This is a genomic window from Streptomyces melanogenes (genome assembly GCF_014649795.1).
Lineage (GTDB): Bacteria > Actinomycetota > Actinomycetes > Streptomycetales > Streptomycetaceae > Streptomyces > Streptomyces noboritoensis.
On sequence record NZ_BMTS01000008.1, the window covers coordinates 1 to 22,887 of the forward strand.

At 72.0% G+C, this 22,887-nt stretch carries 23 protein-coding genes; 4 read left to right on the forward strand and 19 right to left on the reverse strand.

Translation table 11 applies throughout. The features are described from left to right. The 15 genes from IE252_RS18495 to IE252_RS18565 form a co-directional block, all read right to left on the reverse strand. Window positions 1-227 (reverse strand): flavodoxin-dependent (E)-4-hydroxy-3-methylbut-2-enyl-diphosphate synthase (locus IE252_RS18495; protein ID WP_190090543.1); only part of this gene is annotated, 227 nt, incomplete at its 3' end. A 4-nt stretch (window positions 228-231) separates the two neighbouring features. After that, a complete protein-coding gene (gene hpnH, locus IE252_RS18500) occupies window positions 232-1,254 on the reverse strand; it encodes an adenosyl-hopene transferase HpnH (protein WP_190090544.1) in 1,023 nt (340 codons plus the stop codon). A 5-nt stretch (window positions 1,255-1,259) separates the two neighbouring features. Then, complete coding sequence (locus IE252_RS18505) at window positions 1,260-1,913, reverse strand: phosphorylase family protein (protein WP_190090545.1); 654 nt, start codon at window positions 1,911-1,913, stop codon at window positions 1,260-1,262. Beyond that, the gene (gene shc / locus IE252_RS18510; RefSeq protein ID WP_190090546.1) at window positions 1,913-3,904 is read right to left on the reverse strand and encodes a squalene--hopene cyclase; all 1,992 of its coding nucleotides are present in this window, start codon (window positions 3,902-3,904) and stop codon (window positions 1,913-1,915) included. The genes IE252_RS18505 and shc overlap by 1 nt, the downstream gene beginning before the upstream one ends. A 111-nt stretch (window positions 3,905-4,015) precedes the next feature. Then, window positions 4,016-5,119 (reverse strand): polyprenyl synthetase family protein, encoded by a 1,104-nt coding sequence (locus tag IE252_RS18515; RefSeq protein ID WP_190090547.1) that lies wholly within the window; start codon window positions 5,117-5,119, stop codon window positions 4,016-4,018. Further along, complete coding sequence (hpnE, locus tag IE252_RS18520) at window positions 5,116-6,498, reverse strand: hydroxysqualene dehydroxylase HpnE (protein ID WP_190090548.1); 1,383 nt, start codon at window positions 6,496-6,498, stop codon at window positions 5,116-5,118. Before hpnE ends, IE252_RS18515 begins: the two co-directional genes overlap by 4 nt. Window positions 6,499-6,634: 136 nt before the next feature. Beyond that, on the reverse strand, window positions 6,635-7,585 hold the full coding sequence (hpnD, locus tag IE252_RS18525; RefSeq protein WP_190090549.1) for a presqualene diphosphate synthase HpnD: 951 nt from the start codon (window positions 7,583-7,585) through the stop codon (window positions 6,635-6,637). Next, the gene (gene hpnC, locus IE252_RS18530; protein WP_190090550.1) at window positions 7,582-8,475 is read right to left on the reverse strand and encodes a squalene synthase HpnC; all 894 of its coding nucleotides are present in this window, start codon (window positions 8,473-8,475) and stop codon (window positions 7,582-7,584) included. Before hpnC ends, hpnD begins: the two co-directional genes overlap by 4 nt. 429 nt (window positions 8,476-8,904) lie before the next feature. Further along, window positions 8,905-9,708: an ABC transporter ATP-binding protein gene (locus IE252_RS18535; RefSeq protein WP_190090551.1), complete on the reverse strand. Its 804-nt coding sequence runs from the start codon at window positions 9,706-9,708 to the stop codon at window positions 8,905-8,907. After that, window positions 9,701-10,582, reverse strand: a complete 882-nt coding sequence (locus IE252_RS18540; RefSeq protein WP_190090552.1) for an ABC transporter permease — start codon at window positions 10,580-10,582, stop codon at window positions 9,701-9,703. Before IE252_RS18540 ends, IE252_RS18535 begins: the two co-directional genes overlap by 8 nt. A gap of 93 nt (window positions 10,583-10,675) precedes the next feature. Continuing rightward, the gene (locus IE252_RS18545) at window positions 10,676-11,560 is read right to left on the reverse strand and encodes a glycosyltransferase family 2 protein (RefSeq protein WP_101391043.1); all 885 of its coding nucleotides are present in this window, start codon (window positions 11,558-11,560) and stop codon (window positions 10,676-10,678) included. Then, window positions 11,557-12,336 (reverse strand): CDP-alcohol phosphatidyltransferase family protein, encoded by a 780-nt coding sequence (locus IE252_RS18550; protein WP_190090553.1) that lies wholly within the window; start codon window positions 12,334-12,336, stop codon window positions 11,557-11,559. Before IE252_RS18550 ends, IE252_RS18545 begins: the two co-directional genes overlap by 4 nt. Further along, a complete protein-coding gene (locus IE252_RS18555; RefSeq protein WP_190090554.1) occupies window positions 12,314-13,375 on the reverse strand; it encodes an iron-containing alcohol dehydrogenase family protein in 1,062 nt (353 codons plus the stop codon). Before IE252_RS18555 ends, IE252_RS18550 begins: the two co-directional genes overlap by 23 nt. Beyond that, a complete protein-coding gene (locus tag IE252_RS18560; protein WP_190090555.1) occupies window positions 13,363-14,100 on the reverse strand; it encodes a phosphocholine cytidylyltransferase family protein in 738 nt (245 codons plus the stop codon). The genes IE252_RS18555 and IE252_RS18560 overlap by 13 nt, the downstream gene beginning before the upstream one ends. Continuing rightward, window positions 14,097-15,938 carry a DUF5941 domain-containing protein gene (locus tag IE252_RS18565; protein WP_190090824.1) on the reverse strand — a complete coding sequence of 614 codons (1,842 nt, stop codon included), beginning with the start codon at window positions 15,936-15,938 and terminating at the stop codon, window positions 14,097-14,099. The genes IE252_RS18560 and IE252_RS18565 overlap by 4 nt, the downstream gene beginning before the upstream one ends. Before the next feature lie 442 nt (window positions 15,939-16,380). Here IE252_RS18565 and IE252_RS18570 point away from each other — a divergent pair, with 442 nt between their 5' ends. Continuing rightward, on the forward strand, window positions 16,381-17,322 hold the full coding sequence (locus IE252_RS18570) for a cation diffusion facilitator family transporter (protein ID WP_190090556.1): 942 nt from the start codon (window positions 16,381-16,383) through the stop codon (window positions 17,320-17,322). A gap of 190 nt (window positions 17,323-17,512) precedes the next feature. Next, the gene (idi, locus tag IE252_RS18575) at window positions 17,513-18,106 is read left to right on the forward strand and encodes an isopentenyl-diphosphate Delta-isomerase (RefSeq protein WP_190090557.1); all 594 of its coding nucleotides are present in this window, start codon (window positions 17,513-17,515) and stop codon (window positions 18,104-18,106) included. Here idi and IE252_RS18580 read toward each other — a convergent pair. Both IE252_RS18580 and IE252_RS18585 read right to left on the reverse strand, forming a co-directional pair. After that, window positions 18,081-18,581, reverse strand: a complete 501-nt coding sequence (locus IE252_RS18580; protein ID WP_190090558.1) for an ATP-binding protein — start codon at window positions 18,579-18,581, stop codon at window positions 18,081-18,083. The genes idi and IE252_RS18580 overlap by 26 nt on opposite strands. Before the next feature lie 134 nt (window positions 18,582-18,715). Further along, the gene (locus IE252_RS18585) at window positions 18,716-19,384 is read right to left on the reverse strand and encodes an HdeD family acid-resistance protein (RefSeq protein ID WP_190090559.1); all 669 of its coding nucleotides are present in this window, start codon (window positions 19,382-19,384) and stop codon (window positions 18,716-18,718) included. A 75-nt stretch (window positions 19,385-19,459) separates the two neighbouring features. Between IE252_RS18585 and IE252_RS18590 the strand changes: the two genes are divergently transcribed. Further along, window positions 19,460-20,215 (forward strand): enoyl-CoA hydratase/isomerase family protein, encoded by a 756-nt coding sequence (locus IE252_RS18590; RefSeq protein WP_190090560.1) that lies wholly within the window; start codon window positions 19,460-19,462, stop codon window positions 20,213-20,215. 6 nt (window positions 20,216-20,221) lie between these two features. On the opposite strand, the gene IE252_RS18595 is transcribed toward IE252_RS18590, so the two are convergent. Together IE252_RS18595 and IE252_RS18600 are read right to left on the reverse strand one after the other, a co-directional pair. Then, window positions 20,222-20,857, reverse strand: coding sequence for a DJ-1/PfpI family protein (locus IE252_RS18595; protein WP_190090561.1), 636 nt, complete (start codon window positions 20,855-20,857; stop codon window positions 20,222-20,224). 29 nt (window positions 20,858-20,886) lie between these two features. Further along, entirely contained in the window at window positions 20,887-21,849 is a 963-nt protein-coding gene (locus tag IE252_RS18600; protein ID WP_190090562.1) for a GlxA family transcriptional regulator, read from the reverse strand. Window positions 21,850-21,971: 122 nt separating this feature from the next. On the opposite strand from IE252_RS18600, the gene IE252_RS18605 reads away from it, so the two are divergent. After that, a complete protein-coding gene (locus IE252_RS18605; protein ID WP_190090563.1) occupies window positions 21,972-22,835 on the forward strand; it encodes an SCO6745 family protein in 864 nt (287 codons plus the stop codon). Window positions 22,836-22,887: the final 52 nt, after the last annotated feature.

Below are 22,887 nucleotides of genomic sequence, written 5' to 3' on the forward strand. Positions count from 1 at the left end.
CACGCCACCCGCACGATCTGACAGCCCGACGCCGTCAGCTCCGCGATCTGCTGAAGCGTCGCGCCGATGTCCGACGTACGCGTCGTCGTCATCGACTGCACCGAAATGGGCGCTCCCCCGCCGACGGCCACCGACCCGACCTGGATGCGCCGCGAGGTGCGGCGCATCGCCAGCGGTCGGGCCGGCAGCGCGGGGAGGCCCAGGGAGACGGGCTCTCCGGTCCTCATCACGTCACCCGCGGTTTCCCTGCACGGTCTCGCGGACCGCGCGCAGCGACTCCTTGAGCGACCCCATGGTCGCGAGGACGGCGGTGGGCTCGTAGCCGCAGTGCGCCATGCAGTTGGCACACCGGTCGTCCTTGCCCCGGCCGTACTTGTCCCAGTCGGTCTCCTCGACGAGCTGCCGGTACGTCGGGACGTACCCGTCGCTCATCAGATAGCAGGGCCGCTGCCAGCCGAAGAGCGAGTAGTTGGGGATCGCCCAGGCCGTGCACGGGAAGTCCGCCTTGCCCTCCAGGAAGTCCAGGAAGAGCGGCGAGTGGTTGAGCCGCCAGCGGCGCCGGTTGCCACCGGAGAACGCCTTCTTGAAGAGCTCCCGGGTCTGCTCGACGCCCAGGAAGTGTTCCTGGTCGGGCGCCTTCTCGTAGGCGTACGCGGGCGAGATCATCATCTCGTCGACCTGGAGGTCGTCGTTGAGGAAGTTGAGCACCTCGATGATCGTCTGCGGGGTGTCGGTGTTGAAGAAGGTGGAGTTGGTGGTGACCCGGAAGCCTTGGCGCTTGGCCTCCTTGATCGCCGCCACCGCCTCGTCGAACACGCCCTCCTTCGCCACCGACTCGTCGTGCCGCTCGCGCAGCCCGTCGATGTGCACGGCGAACGCGAAGTACGGGGACGGGGTGAACTTCTCCAGCTTCTTGCGCAGCAGCAGGGCGTTGGTGCACAGGAAGACGTACTTCTTCCTGGCCACCAACTGACGCACGATCTCGTCGATCTGAGGGTGCATCAGGGGCTCGCCGCCCGCGATGGAGACCATCGGGGCACCCGACTCCAGGACGGCGCCCACGGCCTGGGCCACCGGCATGCGCTGCTTCAGGATCCCGGCCGGATGCTGGATCTTGCCGCAGCCCTCGCACTTCAGATTGCACGCGAAGAGCGGCTCCAGCTCGACGATCAGCGGGAACTTCTCGCGCTTGCGGAGCTTCTGTTCAAAAAGATAGGTCCCGACCCTGATGGACTGGCGAAGCGGCATGGCCATCTGGCTCACCTCCTGGGGAGCGGCAAAGAACGGTGCCATTCAAAGAAAGCGGGAAGGACGGCACGAAGAACGCGGAAAGCCGATATTCCACCGCGTACCGTGCCGATCCGGACGAGTTCATGTTCTGGAGCGTCCACGACCACCCGTACGGCCGCAACCGGACGCTCTCCGGCCCCGACGGCGCTCCACAGCGTCGCCGCGGACTCCATGTCCACGGCGATCGCCCCGGTCGCGCGCAGTTCGGCCCGTTCGTGACCACGCACCACGTGGTCGGAGCCGATGAGCGGACCGGTGTGCACGGTGCGGCCGGGCAGCGCCGCGGTCAGCGCCTTGGCCAGCACCTCCGTACCCACGCAGGCGGTCGTGCCGCGCGGGTCGCGGGTCTCCGAGGCGACGACCAGGTCGCCGGGGTGCATCCCGGGGGCCAGGCCGGCGCAGAATCCGGAGGCGATCACGGCCGCCTCCCGGTTGGCCGAGGTGCCCAGGCCGCGCAGCACGGCCCGCTCGGCGGCTCTGGGGCCCATGCCGCTGCGCAGCACGGTGACCACCTGGCCCGGTGTGCGGCCCCGGCCGCCGCTGCGCAGCGCCAGCTCCTCGATGGTGAGCGCGCAGGCGACCAGCAGCGGTACGGGTTCGGGGAGTGCGGGGCGTACGTCCATCACTTCCCCTTGGGGCCGTTGGGAGAGAACGGTTCTCCATGGACGTAGCGACCGAGCGCGGTCAGCGGGAACACCTGCCGGTAGAGGTGGTAGTTGATCGAGAAGTCCCAGGGGAACCCGGTGCCGGTGAAGTACGGCTCGTCCCAGGAGCCGTCCGCCAGCTGGGTCCCGGCGAGCCAGGCCACGCCCCGCTCGACCGCCTTGCCCTCCCGCTCCCCCGCCGCCAGCAGCGCCAGCAGCGCCCAGGCGGTCTGGGAGGCGGTGGAGGCGCCGTGCCCGATCCACTCCTCCTCGCGGTAGGAGCGCAGGTCCTCGCCCCAGCCGCCGTCCTCGTTCTGCACCGACTCCAGCCAGCCGACGGCCCGGCGGATCGCCGGGTGCGAGGCGGGCAGCCCGGCCGCCGTCAGCGCCGGCACCACCGAGCCCGTGCCGTACACGTAGTTGACGCCCCAGCGCCCGAACCAGGCGCCGCTCGCCTCCTGTTCGGCGAGCAGCCACTCGATGCCCCGGCGGGTGCGCGGCTCGTGAGCCCGGCCCTCGACCGCCAGCATCTCCACCACGTGCGCGGTGACGTCGGCCGACGGCGGGTCGATGACCTCGCCGAAGTCGCAGAACGGCAGCCGGTTGGGGAGCGGGCTGGTGTTGTCGGCGTCGAAGGCGCCCCACGCCCCGTTCCTCGACTGCATCCCCAGCGTCCAGCGCGCGGCCCGGCCGATCGCCCCCTCGACCCGGTCGGGGTCGGGGTGGCGCACCCGGCGCAGCGCGAGGATCACCTCGGCGGTGTCGTCGATGTCCGGGTAGTTGTCGTTGTGGAACTCGAACGCCCAGCCGCCCGGCGCCAGTTGGGGCTTCTTCACCGCCCAGTCGCCGGGCCGGACGATCTCCTCGCCGAGCATCCAGTCGACCGCCTTGACCAGCGCCGGGTGGTCGGCGGGCAGCCCCGCGTCGGCGAGCGCGATGGTGGCCAGGCAGGTGTCCCACACCGGGGACTGGCAGGCCTCGATCATCCGGGCGCCGTCCTCGCGCCACACCGCGAACCGGTCCAGGGATTCGAGCCCGGCCCGCATCACCGGGTGCTGGAGGTCGTAGCCGAGCAGGTGCAGGGCGATCACCGAGTAGACGGCGGGCGGCTGGATCCCGCCCCAGCAGCCGTCGTTCTCCTGGCGCTCGACGATCCAGCGGGCGGCGGTGTTCATCGCGGCGCGGCGCAGCCTGCGCGGAGCGAGGCGGTGGTAGACGTGCAACGCCCGGTCGAGCCGCTGGAAGGCGCCGTCCCAGCTCGCGGCCGGGGCGAGCGGCTTCACGGGGTTGGGGTCGCGCGCGTCGGTGTGCAGCTCGTCGAGCGCGAAGGGCGCGGGCCGCACCGGCCGCTTGGCGGAGACCACCGTGAGCGGCACGATCGTCTGCCGGGCCCAGCAGCCGAAATCGTAGATGTTCAGCGGGAACCACTTGGGCAGGAAGATCAGCTCCGGCGGCAGCTCCGGCAGGTCGTCCCACTTCCACCAGCCGAACAGGGCCAGCCAGATCCGGGTGAAGACCCGGCAGGCGGCGATGCCGCCCTGGCTCCTGACCCACGCCGAGGCCCGCGCCATGTGCGGGTCGTCCGGCCGGTCCCCGGCGAGCCGCAGCGCCACGTACGCCTCGACGGTGGCGGACAGCTCCGGCGGGCCGCCGTAGAAGGTGGCCCAGGTGCCGTCGTCGCGCTGCTCGCCCCGGATGAAGAGCGCCGCCGCCCGGACGGTCTTCTCGTCCTGGATGCCGAGGAACTGACGGAGCAGCAGGTCCTCGGCGTCCATGGTGACGTTGGTCTCCAGGTCACCCTTCCACCAGCCGAGGGCGTCCTGCCTGCCGAGCAGGTGCTCGACCGCGCGGTCCGCCGCCCGCCGGGCGGCGTCGAGCGCCTCGTCCGCGCCGGGTGGTGCGGTCGGTCCCGTGGCCGCGGCGGCCGGGGGCCGCGGGGCCCCGGCGCTTCCGTCGGTCGTCGCTGTCATGGCTTCCCCTTAATGCAAGTGCAGTGGTACTTCTGCTGTGCTGGGGTCTCCGTCGGACGCGGCCCCCTGGCGGGCCCGCTCCGGCGACGTCGCGTCATATGCGAATGGTGATCATCTCTTCCGTACGACCACGAAGTCGGCCAGCGCGGTCAGCTGCGCCCGCACCCGCTCGGGCATGTCGACGGCGCCGAGTGCCTCGATCGCCACGGCGTGCTGCCTGCGGGCCTCCTGCGAGGTCCACTCGCGGCCGCCCGCCTCCTCGATGAGCGCCGCCCGGGTGGCGAACTCCTCCTCGGAGAAGGTGTCGAAGTCGTTGCTCTTGGCGTCGGCGGCGAGCAGCTCGCCGAGCCGCTCCGAGGCCGGGCCGCCGGCCGCGAGGGCCGCCACCACCGGCAGGGACTTCTTGCGCTGGCGCAGGTCGCTCCAGGTCTGCTTGCCGGTGGCCTCGGGGTCGCCCCAGATGCCGAGCAGGTCGTCGACGGCCTGGAAGGCGAGGCCGAGGTGGTAGCCGTACGCCTCCAGGGTGTCGGCGGTCCTGTCGTCGGCGCCGCCGAGGACCGCGCCGATGGAGCAGGCGCAGGCGAGCAGCGCGCCCGTCTTGTTGCCCTCCATCTCCAGGCACTCCTCGACGGTGACCCGCTCGCGATGCTCGTACGAGATGTCCTGGGCCTGGCCGTCGATGAGCTTGCGGGTCGCGGTGGTCAGCCGGCGCGTGGCGCGCCCCGCCTCGACCGTGCCGAGCTCCAGGAGGACCTCGTTGGCCAGCGCGAAGAGCGCGTCGCCGACGAGGATCGCCTGCGCCGGGCCGTGCACCTTCCACACCGTGTCGCGGTGGCGGCGCTGCTCGTCGCCGTCCATCAGGTCGTCGTGGAGCAGCGAGAAGTTGTGGACGAGCTCGACCGCGACCGCGCCGGGCACGCCGACCTCGGGCCGGGCACCGGCCGCCTCGGCGGAAAGGAGTGCGAGCGCGGGCCGCACCGCCTTGCCGCCGTCGCCGTCCGCCGGGTTGCCCTGGGCGTCGATCCACCCGAAGTGGTAGGCCGCGACGGTGTCCATGGGAGCCGCGAGCCGGTCCACGGCCGTGCGCAGCACCGGTGTGGCCAGCGTCCGTCCGCGCTCCAGAAGCGCGGCGACGTCCACGGTGTCGACAGCCGAGTCAGCCGAAGGCACAGTCGGCACGGTCTCTCCTCTTGTTCCAGTGCTGCTAAGGGTCATGCCGCCTCCTGAAGCGGGTGGGCGTGGGAGCGGCCGAGTACGGCCAGAGCCGCGCCCGCGGCGCTGAATCCGCTGCGTACGGCGCCTTCCATCGTCGCGGGCCAGCCGGTGGCGGTCCACGCGCCCGCCAGGTACAGGCCGGGCGCATTGGTGTGCGCGCCCGGCCGCAGCCGTCCCACGCCGGGGGTGGGGGCGAACGTCGCTGTCCGCTCCCGGGTCACGAAGAAGTCCCGTACGCCCGCGCCGCGCGCGGCGGGCAGCAGCCGTTCGAGCTCGGGCAGGTAGCGCGCACGCAGCGCGGCCACCGGCTCGTCGATCTCGTCCCCGGCGGCCGACTGGGAGACGGCCAGGTACTGGCCCCCGCCGGTGAGCCCCGACGACTCGGTGCGGTCGAAGACCCACTGCACGGGCGAGCCGAGGGCGGCGAAGAACGGCTGGCGCAGCACCTTGCGGTCGTAGACGACATGGAGGTTGAGGATGGGCGCGGTGCCGATGTCGAGCAGCTTGCCCGGGTCGTCGAGCGCGCCGTGCGGCAGCAGGTCGTGCGCCTCGCGCTGCGGGACGGCCAGGACGACCACCTCGGCGTCCAGCGTCTCGCCGCTGACCTCGACCCGCCAGGCGCCGCTCTCGGTACGGGACAGCGACTCCGCCTTGGTACGGGTCTCCACCCTCACCCCGGCCGAGGAGAGCGCCTTGCGGGCCAGCGTGTCGTGGAGCTCACCGAGCGGGACGTGCGCCCAGCCGATGTCGGCCGCGCCGGGCTCGGAGAGCAGGCCGGTCTTGAAGACCATCGCGGCGAGCCCCAGGGAGGCGTGCGGGGCGGTCGCGTTCAGGGTCGCCACGCCGACCAGGTCCCACAGGGCCTCGACGGTGCGGGCGGACTGGCCGTGGCGGCCGAGCCAGGTCGCGAAGTCCACCCCGTCGAGCGCCGGGTCGGCGGGGTCGAGGCGCTTGAGCGCGAGTGCGGCGCGCCCGACGGAGGCCCGCTCGGCGAGCGAGAGGTGCGGATAGGTGGCGAGGCTCCTGGCCAGGTGGAGCGGTACGGGCAGGGCGCTGCGGCGCAGCCGGCCGAGCCGGGGCCCGCCGGGGTGGGCGACGTCCAGGACGGGCACGTCCAGGCGGTCCTGGAGCGGCGCCAGGTGCGTACCGCCGACCCGGTCCAGGAACCAGCCGTAGGCCGTGCAGCAGCGCAGGTAGACGTGCTGGCCGTTGTCGACGGTGAGGTCGCCGCGCCGGAAGGAGAAGGCGAGGCCGCCCAGGCGCGGGCGGCCCTCGATCAGGGTGACGCCGAGGCCGGCGTCGGCGAGTTCGAGCGCGGCGGTGATTCCGGCCAGGCCTCCGCCGACGACCACCGCGCGTTCGGGCTGCGGGGTTGTCATGCGCCCTCCCCTCCGGCCGTGCCGGTGTCGTGCGCACGCCCGGCCGTCGCAGTCAGGGACGCCCCGGCCGGAGCGGGGGTTGCACACCCTGTGCGCGTAATGCTCCTCGGCCGCACGTCCAGGTGCCCATGGGCCATCAGGCGCGCCTCCTGGCGGTCTGCCGGGAGACGGTACGGGTGTCGAGTCCCGACAGTCCGCGTACCGCCACGTACGCCTTCTCCCTGCCAGGCAGCGAGACCCGGCCGCGCAGCACGGCCTCCGGGTCGCGCTCGATGCGGTCGAGGAGGCGGCGGTAGATTCCGGCCATCGCGGCGACACAGGCGCCGCTGCGCCGGTCGAGCATGGGCAGCAGCCGGTAGCCCTCGGCGAACAGGGCGCGGGCGCGGCGCACTTCGAAGTGGACCAGGCCCGCGAAGTCGGAGCCGGCCGGCGGCACCGGGGTGTGGAAGCCCGCGGCGCAGCCGAACTTCGCCAGGTCGTCGGCGGGCAGATAGGTGCGCCCGTTGCCCGCGTCCTCGCGAACGTCCCGGAGGATGTTGGTGAGTTGCAGCGCGAGACCCAGCGTGTCGGCGTACTCGGCGGCGCGCTCGGTGCCCGGTGCGCCCGGTTGTGTACCGAACACGCCCAGCGAGAGCCGGCCGATGGCACCCGCGACACACCGGCAGTAGACCTTCAGGTCGTCCCAGGTCTCGTAGGTCTCGCCGTGCACGTCCATCAGGACGCCGTCGATGAGCTCGTCGAGCCCGTCCAGCGGGATCGGGAAGCGGCGCGCCGCGTCGGCGAGCGCCACGGCCACCGGGTCGGTGTCGTCCTCCTCGACCGCGCCCTCGGCGATCCGGCCGAGCAGCGCCCGGGTGTCCTCCAGGCGCTGCTTCTTGTCCTTGGCGGGCAGGAGTCCGTCGCCGATGTCGTCGACGCGCCTCGAGAACGCGTAGAGCGCGGACATCGCCTGGCGCTTGTCGGTCGGCAGCAGCCTGATGCCGTACGCGAAATTGCGCGCCTGCTGTCCGGTCACCGCCTCGCAGTAGCTGTACGCGGCCTGTACCGGCGCGGACACGTGTGCGTGTGGATCCACGGTCCGGCTCACCCCTCTCTACGCGCTCTACGCAACACGGCTCCCACTTCGCGCAGCAGACTGGACTTGGTGGGCTTGGGAGGTCCAGGAAGTACGTCGTGGCCGGCGGCAGCGACCGCGTCGAGCGCGGCGCGTCCTCCGGCCACGAATCCGGCCAGCAGCAGCCTGAGTCTGCCGTGGACGCTACCCACCAGGGAGGTGCCTTCATTCAGCAGCTGTGCGGCGCGTTCCGCCTCGAACGCGACCAGGGCGCGCACCGACGCGCCCCCGCGCGGCGCGGCCAGATCGGCCTCCGTGACGTGGAACCGCTTCATGTCCTTGGCGGGCAGGTAGACGCGGTCCCGGCCGAGGTCCTCGGTGACGTCCTGGAGGTGCTCGACGATCTGGAGCGCCGTGCAGACGGCGTCCGAGCGGCGGATGCGCTCGGGGCTCTCGGTGCCGGTGATCGCCAGCACCAGGCGCCCCACGGGGTTGGCCGACAGTTCGCAGTACGCCACCAGGTCCTCGTAGGTCTCGTACCGCCTGACCTGCTGGTCCTGCCGGTTCGCCGCGATCAGGCCGAGGAACGGGCCGGGGGTGAGCGAGCGGCGGCGGACGGTGGGCTGCAGGGCCTTGAGCAGCGGGTGGTGCGGGGTGGAGTCGAAGACGCGGCGCAGATCGGCCTCGAAGGCGTCGAGCATCACGAGCCGGTCGTCCGCGTCGGCGGGGGCCACGCCCAGGTGGCGGGCGTCGGCGCCGCCGGGCGCGAGGTCGCCGTCGCCGATGTCGTCGACCAGGCGGGCATAGCCGTACACCGCCATCAGGTCGTCGCGCCAGGCGCGCGGCAGAAAGAAGGGGGCCACCGGGAAGTTCTCCTCCGTGGCCTTGTCGAGCGTGGTGCGCGAGGGGGAGTCGGTGCGCACGTCCCGGACACCTGTCACCGGGGGCCGCCCGGTACGGGAACGGCGGAGGTCTCTCGTAGCTGGAGATTTCCCGTAGCCATTGCCGTCACATCTCCCGTTCTACACCGCCGACCCAAAACATCCCATTTCGGACACGCCGCCGAGCCTCCCGAGTGGCGGACGGCTGCCGCGCGGGCTGTCCGGGGCGGTACCGCCCATCCGTCACGATCAACACCGGTACAGCTTACGTTGTACAACGCCTGACAACACGTCGGGGTGTTGCGCGCATTACAAGAACACTTCAATCCGCGCCAACCTTCCCCTGACGCAGGCGACTTGACGGAGCCTTGACATATCGGCCCGTCCCGCGGGCCTCCCCCAAGGACGCGAAGGCCCCCGCCGGGGTTGATCGGCGGGGGCCATCGGGGTCGTTCGAACGGTGACCGGCTGTCAGCGGCCGGTCTCCTTCTGGTACGCCTTGACGACCTCGTCCGTGGGGCCGTCCATCAGGAGCTCGCCCCGCTCCAGCCAGAGCACCCGGTTGCAGGTGTCCCTGATGGAGCCGATGCTGTGGCTGACCAGGAAGACCGTGCCCGCGTGCTTGCGCAGCTCGCGGATGCGCTCCTCGGAGCGGATCTGGAACTTGCGGTCACCCGTGGCCAGCGCCTCGTCGATCATCAGGACGTCGTGGTCCTTGGCGGCCGCGATGGAGAACCGCAGCCGGGCCGCCATGCCCGAGGAGTACGTCCGCATCGGCAGGGTGATGAAGTCGCCCTTCTCGTTGATGCCGGAGAAGTCGACGATCTCCTCGTACCGCTCCTTGATCTCCTCGCGCGACATGCCCATGGCCAGACCGCCCAGGATCACGTTGCGCTCGCCGGTCAGCTCGTTCATCAGCGCGGCGTTGACGCCCAGCAGCGACGGCTGGCCGTTGGTGTAGACCCGGCCCTTGGCCGGCGGCAGCAGCCCGGCGATCGCCCGCAGCAGGGTCGACTTGCCCGAGCCGTTGGTGCCGATCAGGCCGATCGCCTCGCCGCGGTACGCGGTGAAGGAGACGCCCCGCACCGCGTGCACCTTGCGCATGCCGCGCGACTCGCCCTTGTCCCGCTTCACTATCCGGCTCAGCGCGGCGGTGGCGCTGCCCCGGCCGCCGCCCGCGCCGTTGACCGTGTACACGATGTGCACGTCGTCGGCGATGACGGTCGGGATGCGCTCGCCGCTCGCGTCGGCGAGCCGGTTGTTGTCCTCAGCCACGGCCGTACTGCTCCTCTGCCTTCCAGAAGTACACGAAGCCCGCGACGCCCACGACGAGGGCCCAGCCGACCGCCACCAGCCAGACGTGCGGCGGCAGGTTGTGGGCACCGTATCCGTCGATCATGGCGAACCGGGCCAGGTCCATGTAGACCGCGGCCGGGTTCACCTGGAGCACCTGGGCCAGCCAGTGCGGCTTGCCCTGGAGGACCACCTTGATGCTGAACATGACGCCCGACGCGTACATCCAGGTGCGCAGGACGAACGGCATCAGCTGGGCCAGGTCCGGGGTCTTGCTGCCGAGCCGGGCCATGATCATCGCCAGTCCGGTGTTGAAGACGAACTGGAGCGCCAGGACCGGCACCATCAGCAGCCACGACGCCATCGGCATGGTGCCCGACGCGACCACCACGAGGATCAGGACGATCATCGAGAACAGCAGCTGCTGGAGCTGCTGGAGCGCGAAGGAGATCGGCAGGGAGGCGCGCGGGAAGTGCAGCGCGCGCACCAGGCCGAGGTTGCCGGAGATCGCCCGGACGCCCGCCATCACCGAGTTCTGGGTGAAGGTGAACACGAACACGCCCGTCACCAGGAACGGGATGTACACGTCCGACGGGATGCCCCGCTTGGCGTTCATCAGCACGCCGAAGATGAAGTAGTAGACCAGCGCGTTGAGCAGCGGGGTCGCCACCTGCCAGATCTGGCCGAGCTTCGCCTGGCTGTACTGGGCGGTCAGCTTCGCCTGCGAGAACGACAGGATGAAGTGGCGCCGCCCCCAGAGCTGGCGGCAGTACTCGAACAGCCCCGGCCGGGCGCCGCTCACCGCCAGGCCGTGCTTGGCGGCGAGGTCCGCCGGGGACAGAGTTGTGTCACTCACAAGAGGAAACTTTCGCTTTCAAAGAAGTTCGCCCGATGACCGAAGTGCCCGGAGCCCGGTGGCCCGCACCCGATGTGCTCAGACCCGAGAGTGTCAGATGACGGGCGGACGGCCCAGCCGGGTCAGCCGCCAGACCGTACGCCACTTCATGGGGCGGCGCGGTCCGCACGGCGTGGTCCAGCCCTCCTTGAAGCCGCCGAACCACGCCTTGAGGGCGGGCCCGGAGGGCTTCCTGGCGAGCGTGAGCAGCATCCAGACCCCCAGATAGACCGGGACCAGCGGGGCCGGCAGGTTGCGCCGGGCCAGCCAGACCCGGTTGCGGGCCACCATCCGGTGGTAGACCGCGTGCCGGGACGGCGCCGTCGTGGGGTGGAACAGGACCATGTCCGCGCGGTAGTCGATCATCCAGCCGGCGTCCAGCGCCCGCCAGGCCAGATCGGTCTCCTCGTGGGCGTAGAAGAACTCGTCGGGCAGCCCGCCGACCTCGGCGATGACCTTGGTGCGTACGGCGTTGGCGCCGCCCAGGAAGGTCGTCACGCGCGAGGAGCGCATCGGGTCGGAGGCGCGCAGCCGCGGGACGTGGCGGCGCTGGGTGACCCCGGTCTCCGGGTCCGCGATGCGGAAGCTGACGATGCCGAGCGCCGGGTCGGCGGCGAACGCCTGGCGGCACAGCTCGGCCGTGTCGGTGTTCGGCAGCAGCCCGTCGTCGTCGAGGAAGAGCAGGATGTCGACCTCGGCGCCGGACGGGCCGAACGCCTCGATGCCGACGTTGCGCCCGCCGGGGATGCCCAGGTTCTCGGGCAGCTCCACGGTCCGCACGCCCGCCGGGACGTCCGGGACCGGGGCGCCGTTGCCGACCACCACGACCTCGACCGGGTCGCCGTCCTGCTTGGCGACCGAGTCGAGCAGCGCGCGCAGCTCCTCGGGGCGGTTGCCCATGGTGATGACGACCGCGCCGACCTTCAGCGGGGCGCTCACTTGAGCCTGCTGGAGGCGAGGATGGACACCAGGTGCAGCACGCTCTGGAGCAGCGCGATGCCCGCGAGGACGGCGACGCCGAGCCGCGAGAAGAACAGGTCGCCGCGCACGTGGTCCACGATCGCGAGGACCAGGATCAGCAGGGTCGCCTCGATGCCCATGACCAGGCGGTGGAACTTGAGCGCGCCGGCGGCCCGGCGGGCCAGCGCCATGCCGGACGAACGCGGCTCGGACGCCGTCTCCTTGACCGGCGGCATGCCCTGCTGGTGGCGGGCGACACCGACGAGGTCGGTCTCGGACTTGATCAGCACGGCGCCGAGGGCGGCGAGGGTGCCGAGGAAGGCCCACAGCCAGTCGATGCGCCCGGTGCCCCAGATGTCGGCGGCGCGCAGCCCGAAGCCGACGAGGACGGCGGCGTCGAGCACATAGGCGGCGACCCGGTCCACGTAGACGCCGACCATCGAGTACTGCTTCTTCCAGCGGGCGACCTCGCCGTCGACGCAGTCCAGGAGCAGATAGACCTGCGCCATCACCACGCCGAGCACGGCGCCCCAGATCCCCGGCACCAGAAGGGCCGGGGCCGCGAAGGCGGCGGCGACGGTCATCACGTAGGTCAGCTGGTTGGGCGTGACCTTCGTGGTCACCAGGTGCCGGTCGACGCGCAGGGAGACCTCGCGCATGTAGAGCCGGCCTCCCCAGTGCTCGCCGCTCCGCCGGTCCTTGACGCCCGGAGGGTGCACGACCGGGCGGAGTTCAGCTACCGATGGCTTTTGCATAGTCGGCGTAAGCGTCCTTGATCTGGGCTGTGGACAGGTTGAGGTGTTCCAGGATCGTGAAACGGCCCGGCCGGGTCTGCGGCGCGTACGCCACCGCCCGGACGAACTCGTCGGCGGAGAAGCCGATTTCCTGCGGGAGGACCGGCAGGCCGTGCCGCCGCAGCACCTCCGTGAAGAGACCGGACTGCTCGGCGGCGCCGCGCAGGTGCATCGCGAAGGCGGCGCCGAGGCCGACCTGCTCGCCGTGGAGCGCGGAGCGCTTGGGGTAGAGCAGGTCGAAGGCGTGGCTGATCTCGTGGCAGGCGCCGGACGAGGGGCGGGTGTCGCCGCTGATCGACATGGCGATGCCGGAGAGCACCAGCGCCTCGGAGAGCACGGTGAGGAACTCGTCGTCGCCGACGCCGCCGGGGTGGCGCAGCACCGACTCGCCCGCGGTACGGGCCATGGCGGCGGCCAGGCCGTCCACCGGTTCGGCGTTGACCTCGTGCGAGAGCTCCCAGTCCGCGATCGCGGAGATGTTGGAGATCGCGTCGCCGATGCCGGAGCGGACGAACCGGACCGGTGCCTCGCGGATCACGTCGAGGTCGATGACCATGGCGATGGGCGTGGGCACGCCGTAGGAGCCGCGGCCGTTGTCGTTGTCCAGGATCGAGACCGGCGAGCAGATGCCGTCGTGCGAGAGGTTGGTGGCGACCGCCACCATGGGCAGCCCGACCCGCGCCGCGGCGTACTTCGCCACGTCGATGATCTTGCCGCCGCCCAGGCCCACGACCGCGTCGTACCGCTTGCCCTTGATGTCGTCGGCGAGCTGCACGGCGGAGTCGATGGTGCCGTCGGCGACCGGGTACCAGTCGGCGCCCGGGAGCACCGGCGCGAGCTTCTCGCTCAGCGCCTGGCCCGAGCCGCCGCTGACCGCGATCGCCAGCTTGCCGGAGGCCGAGATCCGCTGGTCGGCCAGGAGGCCCGCCAGGTCGTCAAGGGCGCCCCGGCTGATGTCGACGACGACCGGCGACGGGATGAGCCGGGTCAGTACTGGCACGCGATCTCACGGCCCTTCGCGAGGTCGTCGTGGTTGTCGATCTCGACCCACGAGACCTCGCCGATCGGCGCGACGTCGATCTGGAAGCCGCGGTTGACGAGCTCCTGGTAGCCGTCCTCGTAGTAGAGGTCGGGGTCGCGCTCGAAGGTGGTCTTCAGCGCGTCGGCGAGCTCGTCGGCGGCGGAGCCCTCGATGAGGGTGACGCCGATGTACTCGCCGGTGGCCGTCGCCGGGTCCATCAGCTTGGTGATCTTCTGGACGCCCTTCTCGGGGTCGACGATGACCTTCATCTCCTCGTCGGCGAGGCTCTTCACCGTGTCGAGGGCGAGGATGATCTTCTTGCCGTCGCCGCGCGCGGCCAGCAGCGTCTTCTCGACGGAGACCGGGTGCACGGTGTCGCCGTTGGCGAGGATCACGTCGTGCTTGATGGAGTCACGGCCGCACCACAGGGAGTAGGCGTTGTTCCACTCCTCGGCCTTGTCGTTGTCGATCAGGGTGAGCTTGAGGCCGTACTTCGCCTCCAGCGCCGCCTTGCGGTCGTAGACGGCTTCCTTCTTGTAGCCGACGATGATCGCGACCTCGGTGAGACCGATCTCGGCGAAGTTGCCCAGCGTCAGGTCCAGGATCGTGGTGTCGCCGTCGACGGGCACGAGGGCCTTCGGGAGCGTGTCGGTGTAGGGGCGCAGACGCCGTCCGGCACCGGCTGCGAGTACGAGGCCGATCATGCGGGTTCTCCTTCGTCATGTACTGCGGGTGCTCCGGAGGACACCCAGAAGCGGATGGACTCCACGACCACCAGGAGCGCGATGCCTACCGCGAGGGCGGTGAGCGCCAGGGTGAAGTCCGTGCCGCGGTCGGCGAGGGCCGCCGCGAGCACCGCGACCACCAGCGTCCGGCCTTCGTGGCCGCCCGTCAGCCGGACCAGCCAGCGCGGCGGCGCGCCGGAGCCGCCCTTGATGCGGTAGACCGTGTCGTAGTGATGGTAGGCGACCGCGGCCACCAGTCCGAAGGCCGCGGGCAAGGCCCCGTTCACCTCGGAGCGGGCGGCGAGGATGAGGACCGTGCCGTATTCGGCGGCCCGGAAGAAGGGCGGCACCAGCCAGTCGAGGGCGCCCTTGAGGGGGGCGGAGACGGCGAGGCCGGAGAAGAACGCGTACGCCACGGCCGCGCCCACACAGGCCCAGGACGGACCCGAGACGGCCGAGTCGACGAGCACGACGGCCGCGCCGAAGGCGGCGAGGAGCGGGGCGACGAACCCGGCGCGCGGGGCGCGGCGGGTGGAGCCCCGGGCTACCGACTCGGCAAGGGGGCCGCTGTCGGCGAGCTCGGCCAGCGCCTGCGCGGCCCGGTCGGTGCGGGTCGCCTTGCGGGTCAGCGAGCGCAGCACGCGCCCGGCCGTGGTGTAGCAGGCCGCGAAGGCGCACCCGACGAGCAGGACGTAGAAGACGGTACGGGGCGTGGTGACGGCGGTCAGGACCGCGATCATCGCCCAGCGCTCGCCGATCGGCAGCACGATCATCCGGCGCACCCAGACCGTCCAGCCGACCGAGTCGAGCTTGTCGGAGAGGGCGGCGGTGGGGCTGGTGTTGGCGCTGGCGTCGTGGTTGGACTCGTTGAACGAGAAGTCCACGACGTGGCGGCAGGTCTGCAGGACCATCGCGCCGAGCGCCAGTGCCCAGACGTCGTCGCCGCCGCGGGCCGCGCCGAGCGCCAGGCCCGCGTAGTACGCGTACTCCTTGGCCCGGTCGAAGGTCGCGTCCAGCCAGGCGCCGAGCGTGGAGTACTGGAGCGAGTAGCGGGCGAGCTGCCCGTCGGTGCAGTCCAGGACGAAGGAGAAGAGCAGCAGCGCGCCGGCCGCGACGAAGCCGCCCCGGGTGCCGGTCGCCGCGCAGCCGGCCGCGATCAGCGCGGTGAGCAGCGAGGCGGTGGTGACCTGGTTGGGGGTGAGGCCCCGGCGGGCGCACCAGCGGGCGATGTAGCGCGAGTACGGGCTGATGAAGAAGGTGGTGAAGAACCCGTCGCGGGACTTCACGGCCGTACGCAGCCGGACGGCCTCGTCGTCCACGGCGTCCACGGCCTTGCGGGCGGCGAAGGCGGCCTCGGGCCCGGCGGGCACGGTGGCCACCAGCGAGCCGAGCTCGGGGCGGTGCACGGCGGTGCCCCGGTCCTCCAGGGCGGCGGCGACGCGGTCGACGAGGACGCCCGTCGCGGTGGACGGGGTGTTCACGGCGACCGAGGCACCGGCGGCGGCCGGGGCGGGCGCCCCGGCGAGGTCCGCGAGCGCGCGCCCGAGCGCGGGGCGGGCCTCCGCCTGGACCGCCATGGCTCCGCTGACCGCCGCCGCCGGGAAGCGGGGGTCGGTCAGGGCGAGGCGCAGGGCGTGCGTGTGGCCCACGAAGGACGGATCGACCAGGGCGACCCGCTCACCGGGCGGGACCTCGGCGAGCAGGCCGGGCAGGTCCTCGGGCCGCTGGGCGGACCGTACGTCGAAGCCCAGCGAGCGCAGCTCGGGTGCGAGCTGCGACCCGGGGACCGGGAGCCCGGTCAGGATGGCGGTCGACAGACGAACTCACTCCTTGGAGCTGGCATGGCTGATGTCCGGCGGCCCGGCCCGGAAACAAGCGGCGGGCGGCACGTCGGCAGAGGCTATCGGGAGGCTATCGGATGCGTGGAACCGGGAGTTCATCGCCTGTTTACGCCCCGATCGGGCCCTGCGGCGGGGGTCCGCCGCGTGGATCATCATCGTCGATCAAGGCCGCGCCCCACAAACCGCCCCCCGTCGATCGGCACCGGGGCTCCGCGCCGTCCGGGGCGGCCGTGCACCGCTCTGACCTGCGACGCCTGTGCGAATGGCGTACAAACCTGAGAGGCAGCACGTTTTCGCAGGTCAGGGCACATGACAACGGTGTTCAGTGCCGTGTTGCCCGATACCCCCCGCCCGTAGTTCACTGACCCCTCGTACGGAGATCGCACAACCTTGCCGACCGTCTGAGAGGTGGCCTTCCATGGGGGCTGGGCACGACCACGGACACGCGCACGGCGGACCGGCGCCCACCGGGACGGCCGCCGCGGCCTACAAGGGGCGGCTGCGGGTGGCCCTGTGCATCACGCTGGGCGTGATGGTGGTCGAGATCGTCGGCGGGCTGCTCGCGGACTCGCTGGCACTGGTCGCGGACGCGGCGCACATGGCCACCGACGCCCTCGGGCTGGCGATGGCGCTGCTCGCCATCCACTTCGCCAACCGCCCGGCCGGTCACAACCGGACGTTCGGCTACGCCCGCGCCGAGATCCTGGCCGCGCTCGCCAACTGCCTGCTGCTGCTCGGCGTCGGTGGATACGTGCTGTACGAGGCGGTCCAGCGGTTCGTCGAGCCGGCCGACACCTCGGGGCCGACGACGATCGTTTTCGGCCTGATCGGTCTGGTCGCCAACATGGTCTCGCTGTCGCTCCTGATCAAGGGCCAGCAGGACAGCCTCAATGTGCGCGGCGCCTTCCTGGAGGTGCTCGCGGACGCGCTCGGCTCGGTGGCGGTGCTGATCTCGGCGGTGATCATCATGTCGACGGGCTGGCAGGCCGCCGACCCGATCGCCTCGCTGGTGATCGGCCTCATGATCGTCCCGCGTACGGTGAAGCTGCTGCGGGAGACGCTGAACGTGCTCCTGGAGGCCGCGCCCAAGGGTGTCGACATGGGCGAGGTGCGCGCCCACATCGTGGCCCTGCCGGGCGTCGAGGACGTCCACGACCTGCACGCCTGGACGATCACCTCCGGCATGCCGGTGCTCTCCGCCCATGTGGTGGTCAGCCAGGAGGCCCTGGACTCGGTGGGCCACGAGAAGCTGCTGCACGACCTCCAGGGCTGCCTGGGTGATCACTTCGACGTGGAGCACTGCACCTTCCAGCTGGAGCCGAGCGGCCACGCGGCCCACGAGGCCGGGCTCTGCCACTGACCGACAGCGGGCCGGACACCCCGGCTCGCTCACACGTTCGATGGTTCCGCTTCGGTGCGGCTGGGCACGATCCCTTCTTCGGTGGTGTCGCGCACCCGACGCATTACGGACATGCGCCGCCCGTCGAAGTGCGGACACGCCGCTTTTGTACGGCAGACTTGGCAGCCGAGGACCGAAGCGAAGGATGGTTATGCCGACCACACCAGCCACTACGGCGAACAGCTCGTCGAACGGGACCGCCGAAGAGATCATGCTCGAACTGGTCGACGAGAGCGGCAATACCATCGGCACCGCGGAGAAGCTCTCCGCCCACCAGGCCCCCGGCAAGCTGCACCGGGCGTTCTCCGTCTTCCTCTTCGACTCCACGGGCAAGCTGCTGATCCAGCGCCGCGCGCTGGGCAAGTACCACTCCCCCGGCGTCTGGTCGAACACCTGCTGCGGTCACCCCTACCCCGGCGAGTCCCCCTTCGCGGCGGCCGCCCGGCGCACCCACGAGGAGCTGGGCGTCTCGCCCTCGCTGCTCGCCGAGGCGGGCACGGTCCGCTACAACCACCCGGACCCGGACTCGGGCCTGGTGGAGCAGGAGTACAACCACCTCTTCGTCGGTCTGGTGCAGGCGCCGGTCAAGGCGGACCCGGAGGAGGTCTACGAGACCGCCTTCGTCTCGCAGCAGGAGCTGACCGCGCTGCACGAGCGGGCCACCTTCTCCGCGTGGTTCATGACGGTCCTGGACGCGGCCCGGCCCGCGGTCAGGGAGCTCACAGGGCCTGCCGCGGGCTGGTGACCGCGCCGGGGACCGGGGCCAGCGGCAGGGCCACCCAGATGATCTTGCCGCCGCTCGCGGTCTGCTCGACGTCGCAGGCCCCGCCCGCCTCACAGGTGATCTCGCGCACCAGCAGCAGTCCGCGCCCGCCGGTCTGGCCGTAGTCGGTCTCCAGCGCCTTGGGGCGGTAGGGGTGGTTGTCCTCCACCGAGACCCGGATCCACTCGGCGCCGATGGCGACCTCCACGGCCACCTGCGGGGAGAGCAGGGCCGCGTGCTTGACCGCGTTGGTGACCAGCTCGGAGACGATCAGCAGAAGGCCCTGGACGAGGTCGTCGTGGACCGGCACGCCCTGCCGGCGCAGCAGGTCGCGCACGGCGTGCCGGGCCTGCGGGACCGAGGCGTCGACGGCGGGTGCCGTGAAGCGCCAGACTCCCTCGTACGGGAACGGCCTGGCCGGCGCGGCGTCGGGTGGCACGCTCCCGCGGATCTCCATGTTCCGGCACCCACCCTCGCACTCGGCTGTCAGGCTCTTCGGTAACGAGTGTTGAGAGTGGGATGGTCCGGACCGGGCGACTGAACAGAAGTCAGCGCGTATCGACGCCTTCTGATCTCAATCGCCCGCCGATGTCACTTCCGAAAACGTCCCTGATCGCTGTCTGACGGCTTTGCCACGGCTTGCGGGGGTGTCTGCGGTACGGGTTCGGGCTCCCGGGCGTCGGTGTCCGCGAGCCCGTCCGTCACCAGGCCCACGATCCGCCGGCCGCCGACGCCGAGCGCGATCAGGCCGAGGCCGTCGAAGAGCAGGCCGAGCGAGAAGAAGCAGCCGATCACATAGCGGCTGCTGCTCGGCCAGCTCGCAAGGACCAGCACCCCGAGCAGCACGCCGAAGGCGCCCTGCACCAGCGTCCAGCCCATCTGCGGCCCGCGCACCACCACGCTGCCCGCGAGCCGGAACACCCCGCCGGTGAGGAAGAGCAGCGCGGCGAACATGGTCAGCGCCTCGGCCGAGCCCTCCGGGCGGCGGATGACCACCACACCGGCCGCGATGTTCAGGGCCGCGACCACCACGCCGAGCCAGAAGAAGTTCGCGCCGCGCGACTGGATCGCGTGCATCAGCCCGACCACGCCGCCCACCAGCAGCAGCCAGCCGAACAGGAGCATCGAGGTGAGGGTCGCCACGCCTGTGTAGACGAGTCCGACCAGGCCCGCGAGGGCGAGGACCGCGCCGAGGACGGTCAGCCGTCCGAAACTGCGGCGGAGCTTCCTGCTGTCGCGTGCGGTTGCGGGTGCGGCCATCAGCGTCTCCTCGTGGCATCGCCGGTCGTCCCCCTCTTGATCATAGGAGCGGCCCGCCCGGATAGCATCCGGCGCATGGAGCCGCAGCTGGAGCACACCGTGGCGGACGGGGTGGCCACCGTCGTCATCAGCAACCCCGCCAAGCGCAACGCGATGACGGCCGGGATGTGGCGGGCACTGCCGCCGCTGCTCGACGGGCTGGCCGCCGACCCGGACGTGCGGGCCCTGGTGCTGACCGGCGCCGGGCCGACGTTCTGCGCGGGCGCGGACATCTCCTCGCTGCGCGCGCCCAGGCCGGGCGAGGACCCGCAGTCGCTCGCGGTGGCGGCCGAGGAGGCGCTCGCCGCCTTCCCCAAGCCGACGCTGGCCGCCGTGCGCGGCTACTGCGTGGGCGGCGGCTGCCAGCTCGCGGCCGCCTGCGACCTGCGCTTCGCGGAGGAGGGCGCCTCGTTCGGGATCACGCCCGCCAAGCTCGGCATCGTCTACGCGTCGTCCTCGACCCGGCGGCTGGCCGCCCTGGTGGGGCCTTCGACCGCCAAGTACCTGCTGTTCTCGGCCGAGTTGATCGACTCGGCGCGGGCGCTGCGGACCGGCCTGGTGGACGAGGTGCTGCCGGCCGGTGAACTGGACAAGCGGGTGGCCGAGTTCACCCGCGTCCTCGCCGCCCGCTCCCAGCTGACCCAGGCGGCGGCCAAGGAGTTCGCGAACGGCCGCACCGACCGGGACGCGTACTGGCGGGAGCAGGCGCGCGGCAGCGGCGACACCGCCGAGGGCGTCGCCGCGTTCCTGGAGCGCCGGGCCCCGCGCTTCACCTGGACCGCCTCGGGCTGAGCCGCGCTACCGCACGACGGCGTGGCCCCCCGAGCGCAGCCTGGCCACCAGATCGGCGGGGGCCTTGAGGGGCGAGCCCGCGTCGTAGGGCGGCTGCGGGTCGTACTCGGTCAGCAGCTGCACGGCCTGCGCGAACTCGTCGCCCGCGAGGCGGCCGACCAGGGTGAGCCCCATGTCGATGCCGGAGGAGACCCCGGCGGCGGTGATGTACTTGCCGTCGACGACCACGCGCTCGCCGGTCGGCTCGGCGCCCAGCGCGGCCAGGGTGTCGTAGCCGAGCCAGTGCGTGGTGGCGCGCCGGCCCGTCAGCAGCCCGGCCCCCGCGAGCAGGATCGAGCCGGTGCAGACCGACGTCGTCCAGGTGGTGGTGGCGTCGACGGTACGCAGCCAGTCGGCCAGGGCCGCGTTGCGCAGCGTCTCCTCGGTGCCGGGGCCGCCCGGGACGACCACGATGTCCGGGGTGCGCACCTCGTCGAGGGACTTCTCGGCCACCAGGCGCAGGCTGCCCTTGTCGTTGGTCACCGGACCTGCCTGCTCGGCGACGAAGACCGTCTCGGCGTCGGGCAGGCGGCAGAGCATCTCGTACGGGCCGATGGCGTCCAGCGAGGTGAAGCGGTCGTAGAGCAGGATGGCGATCTGCATCGGGTTCCTCTCGGGGTGGGGCGGACAGGTCAGCCGGCGGGGTGGAACCGGCGCCGGTACTCGGCGGGCGCGGTGCCCAGGGACTTGAGGAAGGCGCGGCGCATGGCCTCGGGGGTGCCGTAGCCGCAGGCGCGGGAGATCTCCTCGACTCCGTCGGCGGTGTCCTCCAGCAGCCGCCGGGCGTGCTCGACGCGGACGCGCTCGACGTAGCGGCCGGGCGTCGTCCCGGTCTCGGCCTGGAAGGCGCGGGCGAAGTGGCGCGGCGAGAGCCGGGCGCGGGCGGCCAGCGCGTCCACCGAGAGGTCCTCGCCGGGGTGCTCGGTGATCCAGTGCTGCACCTCGCGCAGCGGCTCGCGCCGGGCGGTCTGGGCGGAGAGCTGGGCGCTGAACTGGGCCTGGTTGCCCGGGCGGCGCAGGAACACCACCAGGTGCCGGGCGACCGTGAGCGCGGCCTCGCGCCCCAGGTCCTCCTCGACGAGCGCGAGGGAGAGGTCGATCCCGGCCGTCACCCCGGCCGAGGTGGCCACGTTCCCGTCGCGTACGTAGATGGGGTCGGGCTCGACGGTGACCTTCGGGTGGCGGCGCGCGAGGGATTCGCAGTACGCCCAGTGGGTGGTCGCGCGGCGGCCGTCGAGCAGCCCCGCCTCCGCGAGGAGCTCGGCCCCGGTGCAGACGGAGACCAGCCGTTCGGCCCGGGGCCCGTGCTCGCGCAGCCAGGCGATCAGGGCCGGGTCCGGGGCGCGGGTGCCGCTGCCGCCCGGCACCAGCAGGGTGTGCGGCTCGGGCGCCTCGGCCAGGGCGAAGTCCGGGACGAGGGTGAGCCGGCTGGAGCTGCGGACCGGGCCGCCGTCCAGCGAGGCGGTGCGGACGCGGTACTCGTCGCCGACGGCCCGGGCGAAGTGGCCGGCCCCCGTGAAGACCTCCATGGGACCGGTGACGTCCAGGCTCTGGACGTCCTCGAAGAGGACGATGAGGACGGTTCGCTGTGCCATGCCCACGATTCTTCGGGGCGCCCGGGGTGTCCGCAATGACGAGTACCCCACCTTTCCTGCCACCGCGCGCCCGTCCCGTCCGGGGACTTCACGCCGTACCGACCAGTCGGTAACCTGCGGGTATGACGTCTCTCCCGCCGCGCGCCGGCCGCCACTGCCACAACTCCGTCAACCCGCTGCACTCGACGGTCTACTTCTCCCCCGACTACACCAAGGAGCTCGTGGCGCTCGGCATCGAGGACGAGCGCGCCTCCTACTTCGCGGGGCGCGCCGCCGCGATGGGCGCGGTCGGCCCGGGCACGATCACGGCCACGTTCTACAACTTCAACCACGAGCTGGTCGCCCGGCACGTGCCCGCCGTCTGGGACATCGCCTCCCCCGAGGCGGTCCTCGCCGCCCGGCTGCGGGCCGTCGACAGCACCCTGCGGCGCCTGCTCGGCGACGACGTGGTCGCCTCCCCGGAGATGGCCGAGGCCGCCCGCCTCGCCCTGCGCGCCGCCGAGGGCTGCACCCGCCACGCCCGGCCGCTGTACGCCGCCCACGCCGACCTGCCGGTGCCCGAGGAACCGCACCTGGCGTACTGGCACGCGGCGACGCTGCTGCGCGAGCACCGGGGCGACGGCCACCTCATGGCGCTGCTCGACGCGGCACTCGACCCGCTGGAGGCACTGGTCAGCCACACCGCCACCGGCAAGGGCATGGCGCCGCGCTGGGTGATCGCCTCGCGCGGCTGGCGGCGCTCCGACTGGGAGGCGGCGCAGGAACGGCTGCGCGGGCGCGGGATCCTGGACGCCGAGGGCGAGTTGACCGAGGCGGGCACCGCGCTGCGCGCCGAGGTCGAGGAGCGCACGGACCGGCTCGACCTGGGCCCGTACGAGCTGCTCGGAGCGGACGGCGTGGCCCGGCTGACCGAGCTGGCCCGGGGCTTCCTGATGACGGCGCTGGCGGCGGGCGCGTTCCCGGCCGACCTCACCGGCAAGGGCTGACCGCCGATTGTCGGTGCCGCCTGCCACAATGGCGCCTCAAGCTCTGCGAGAA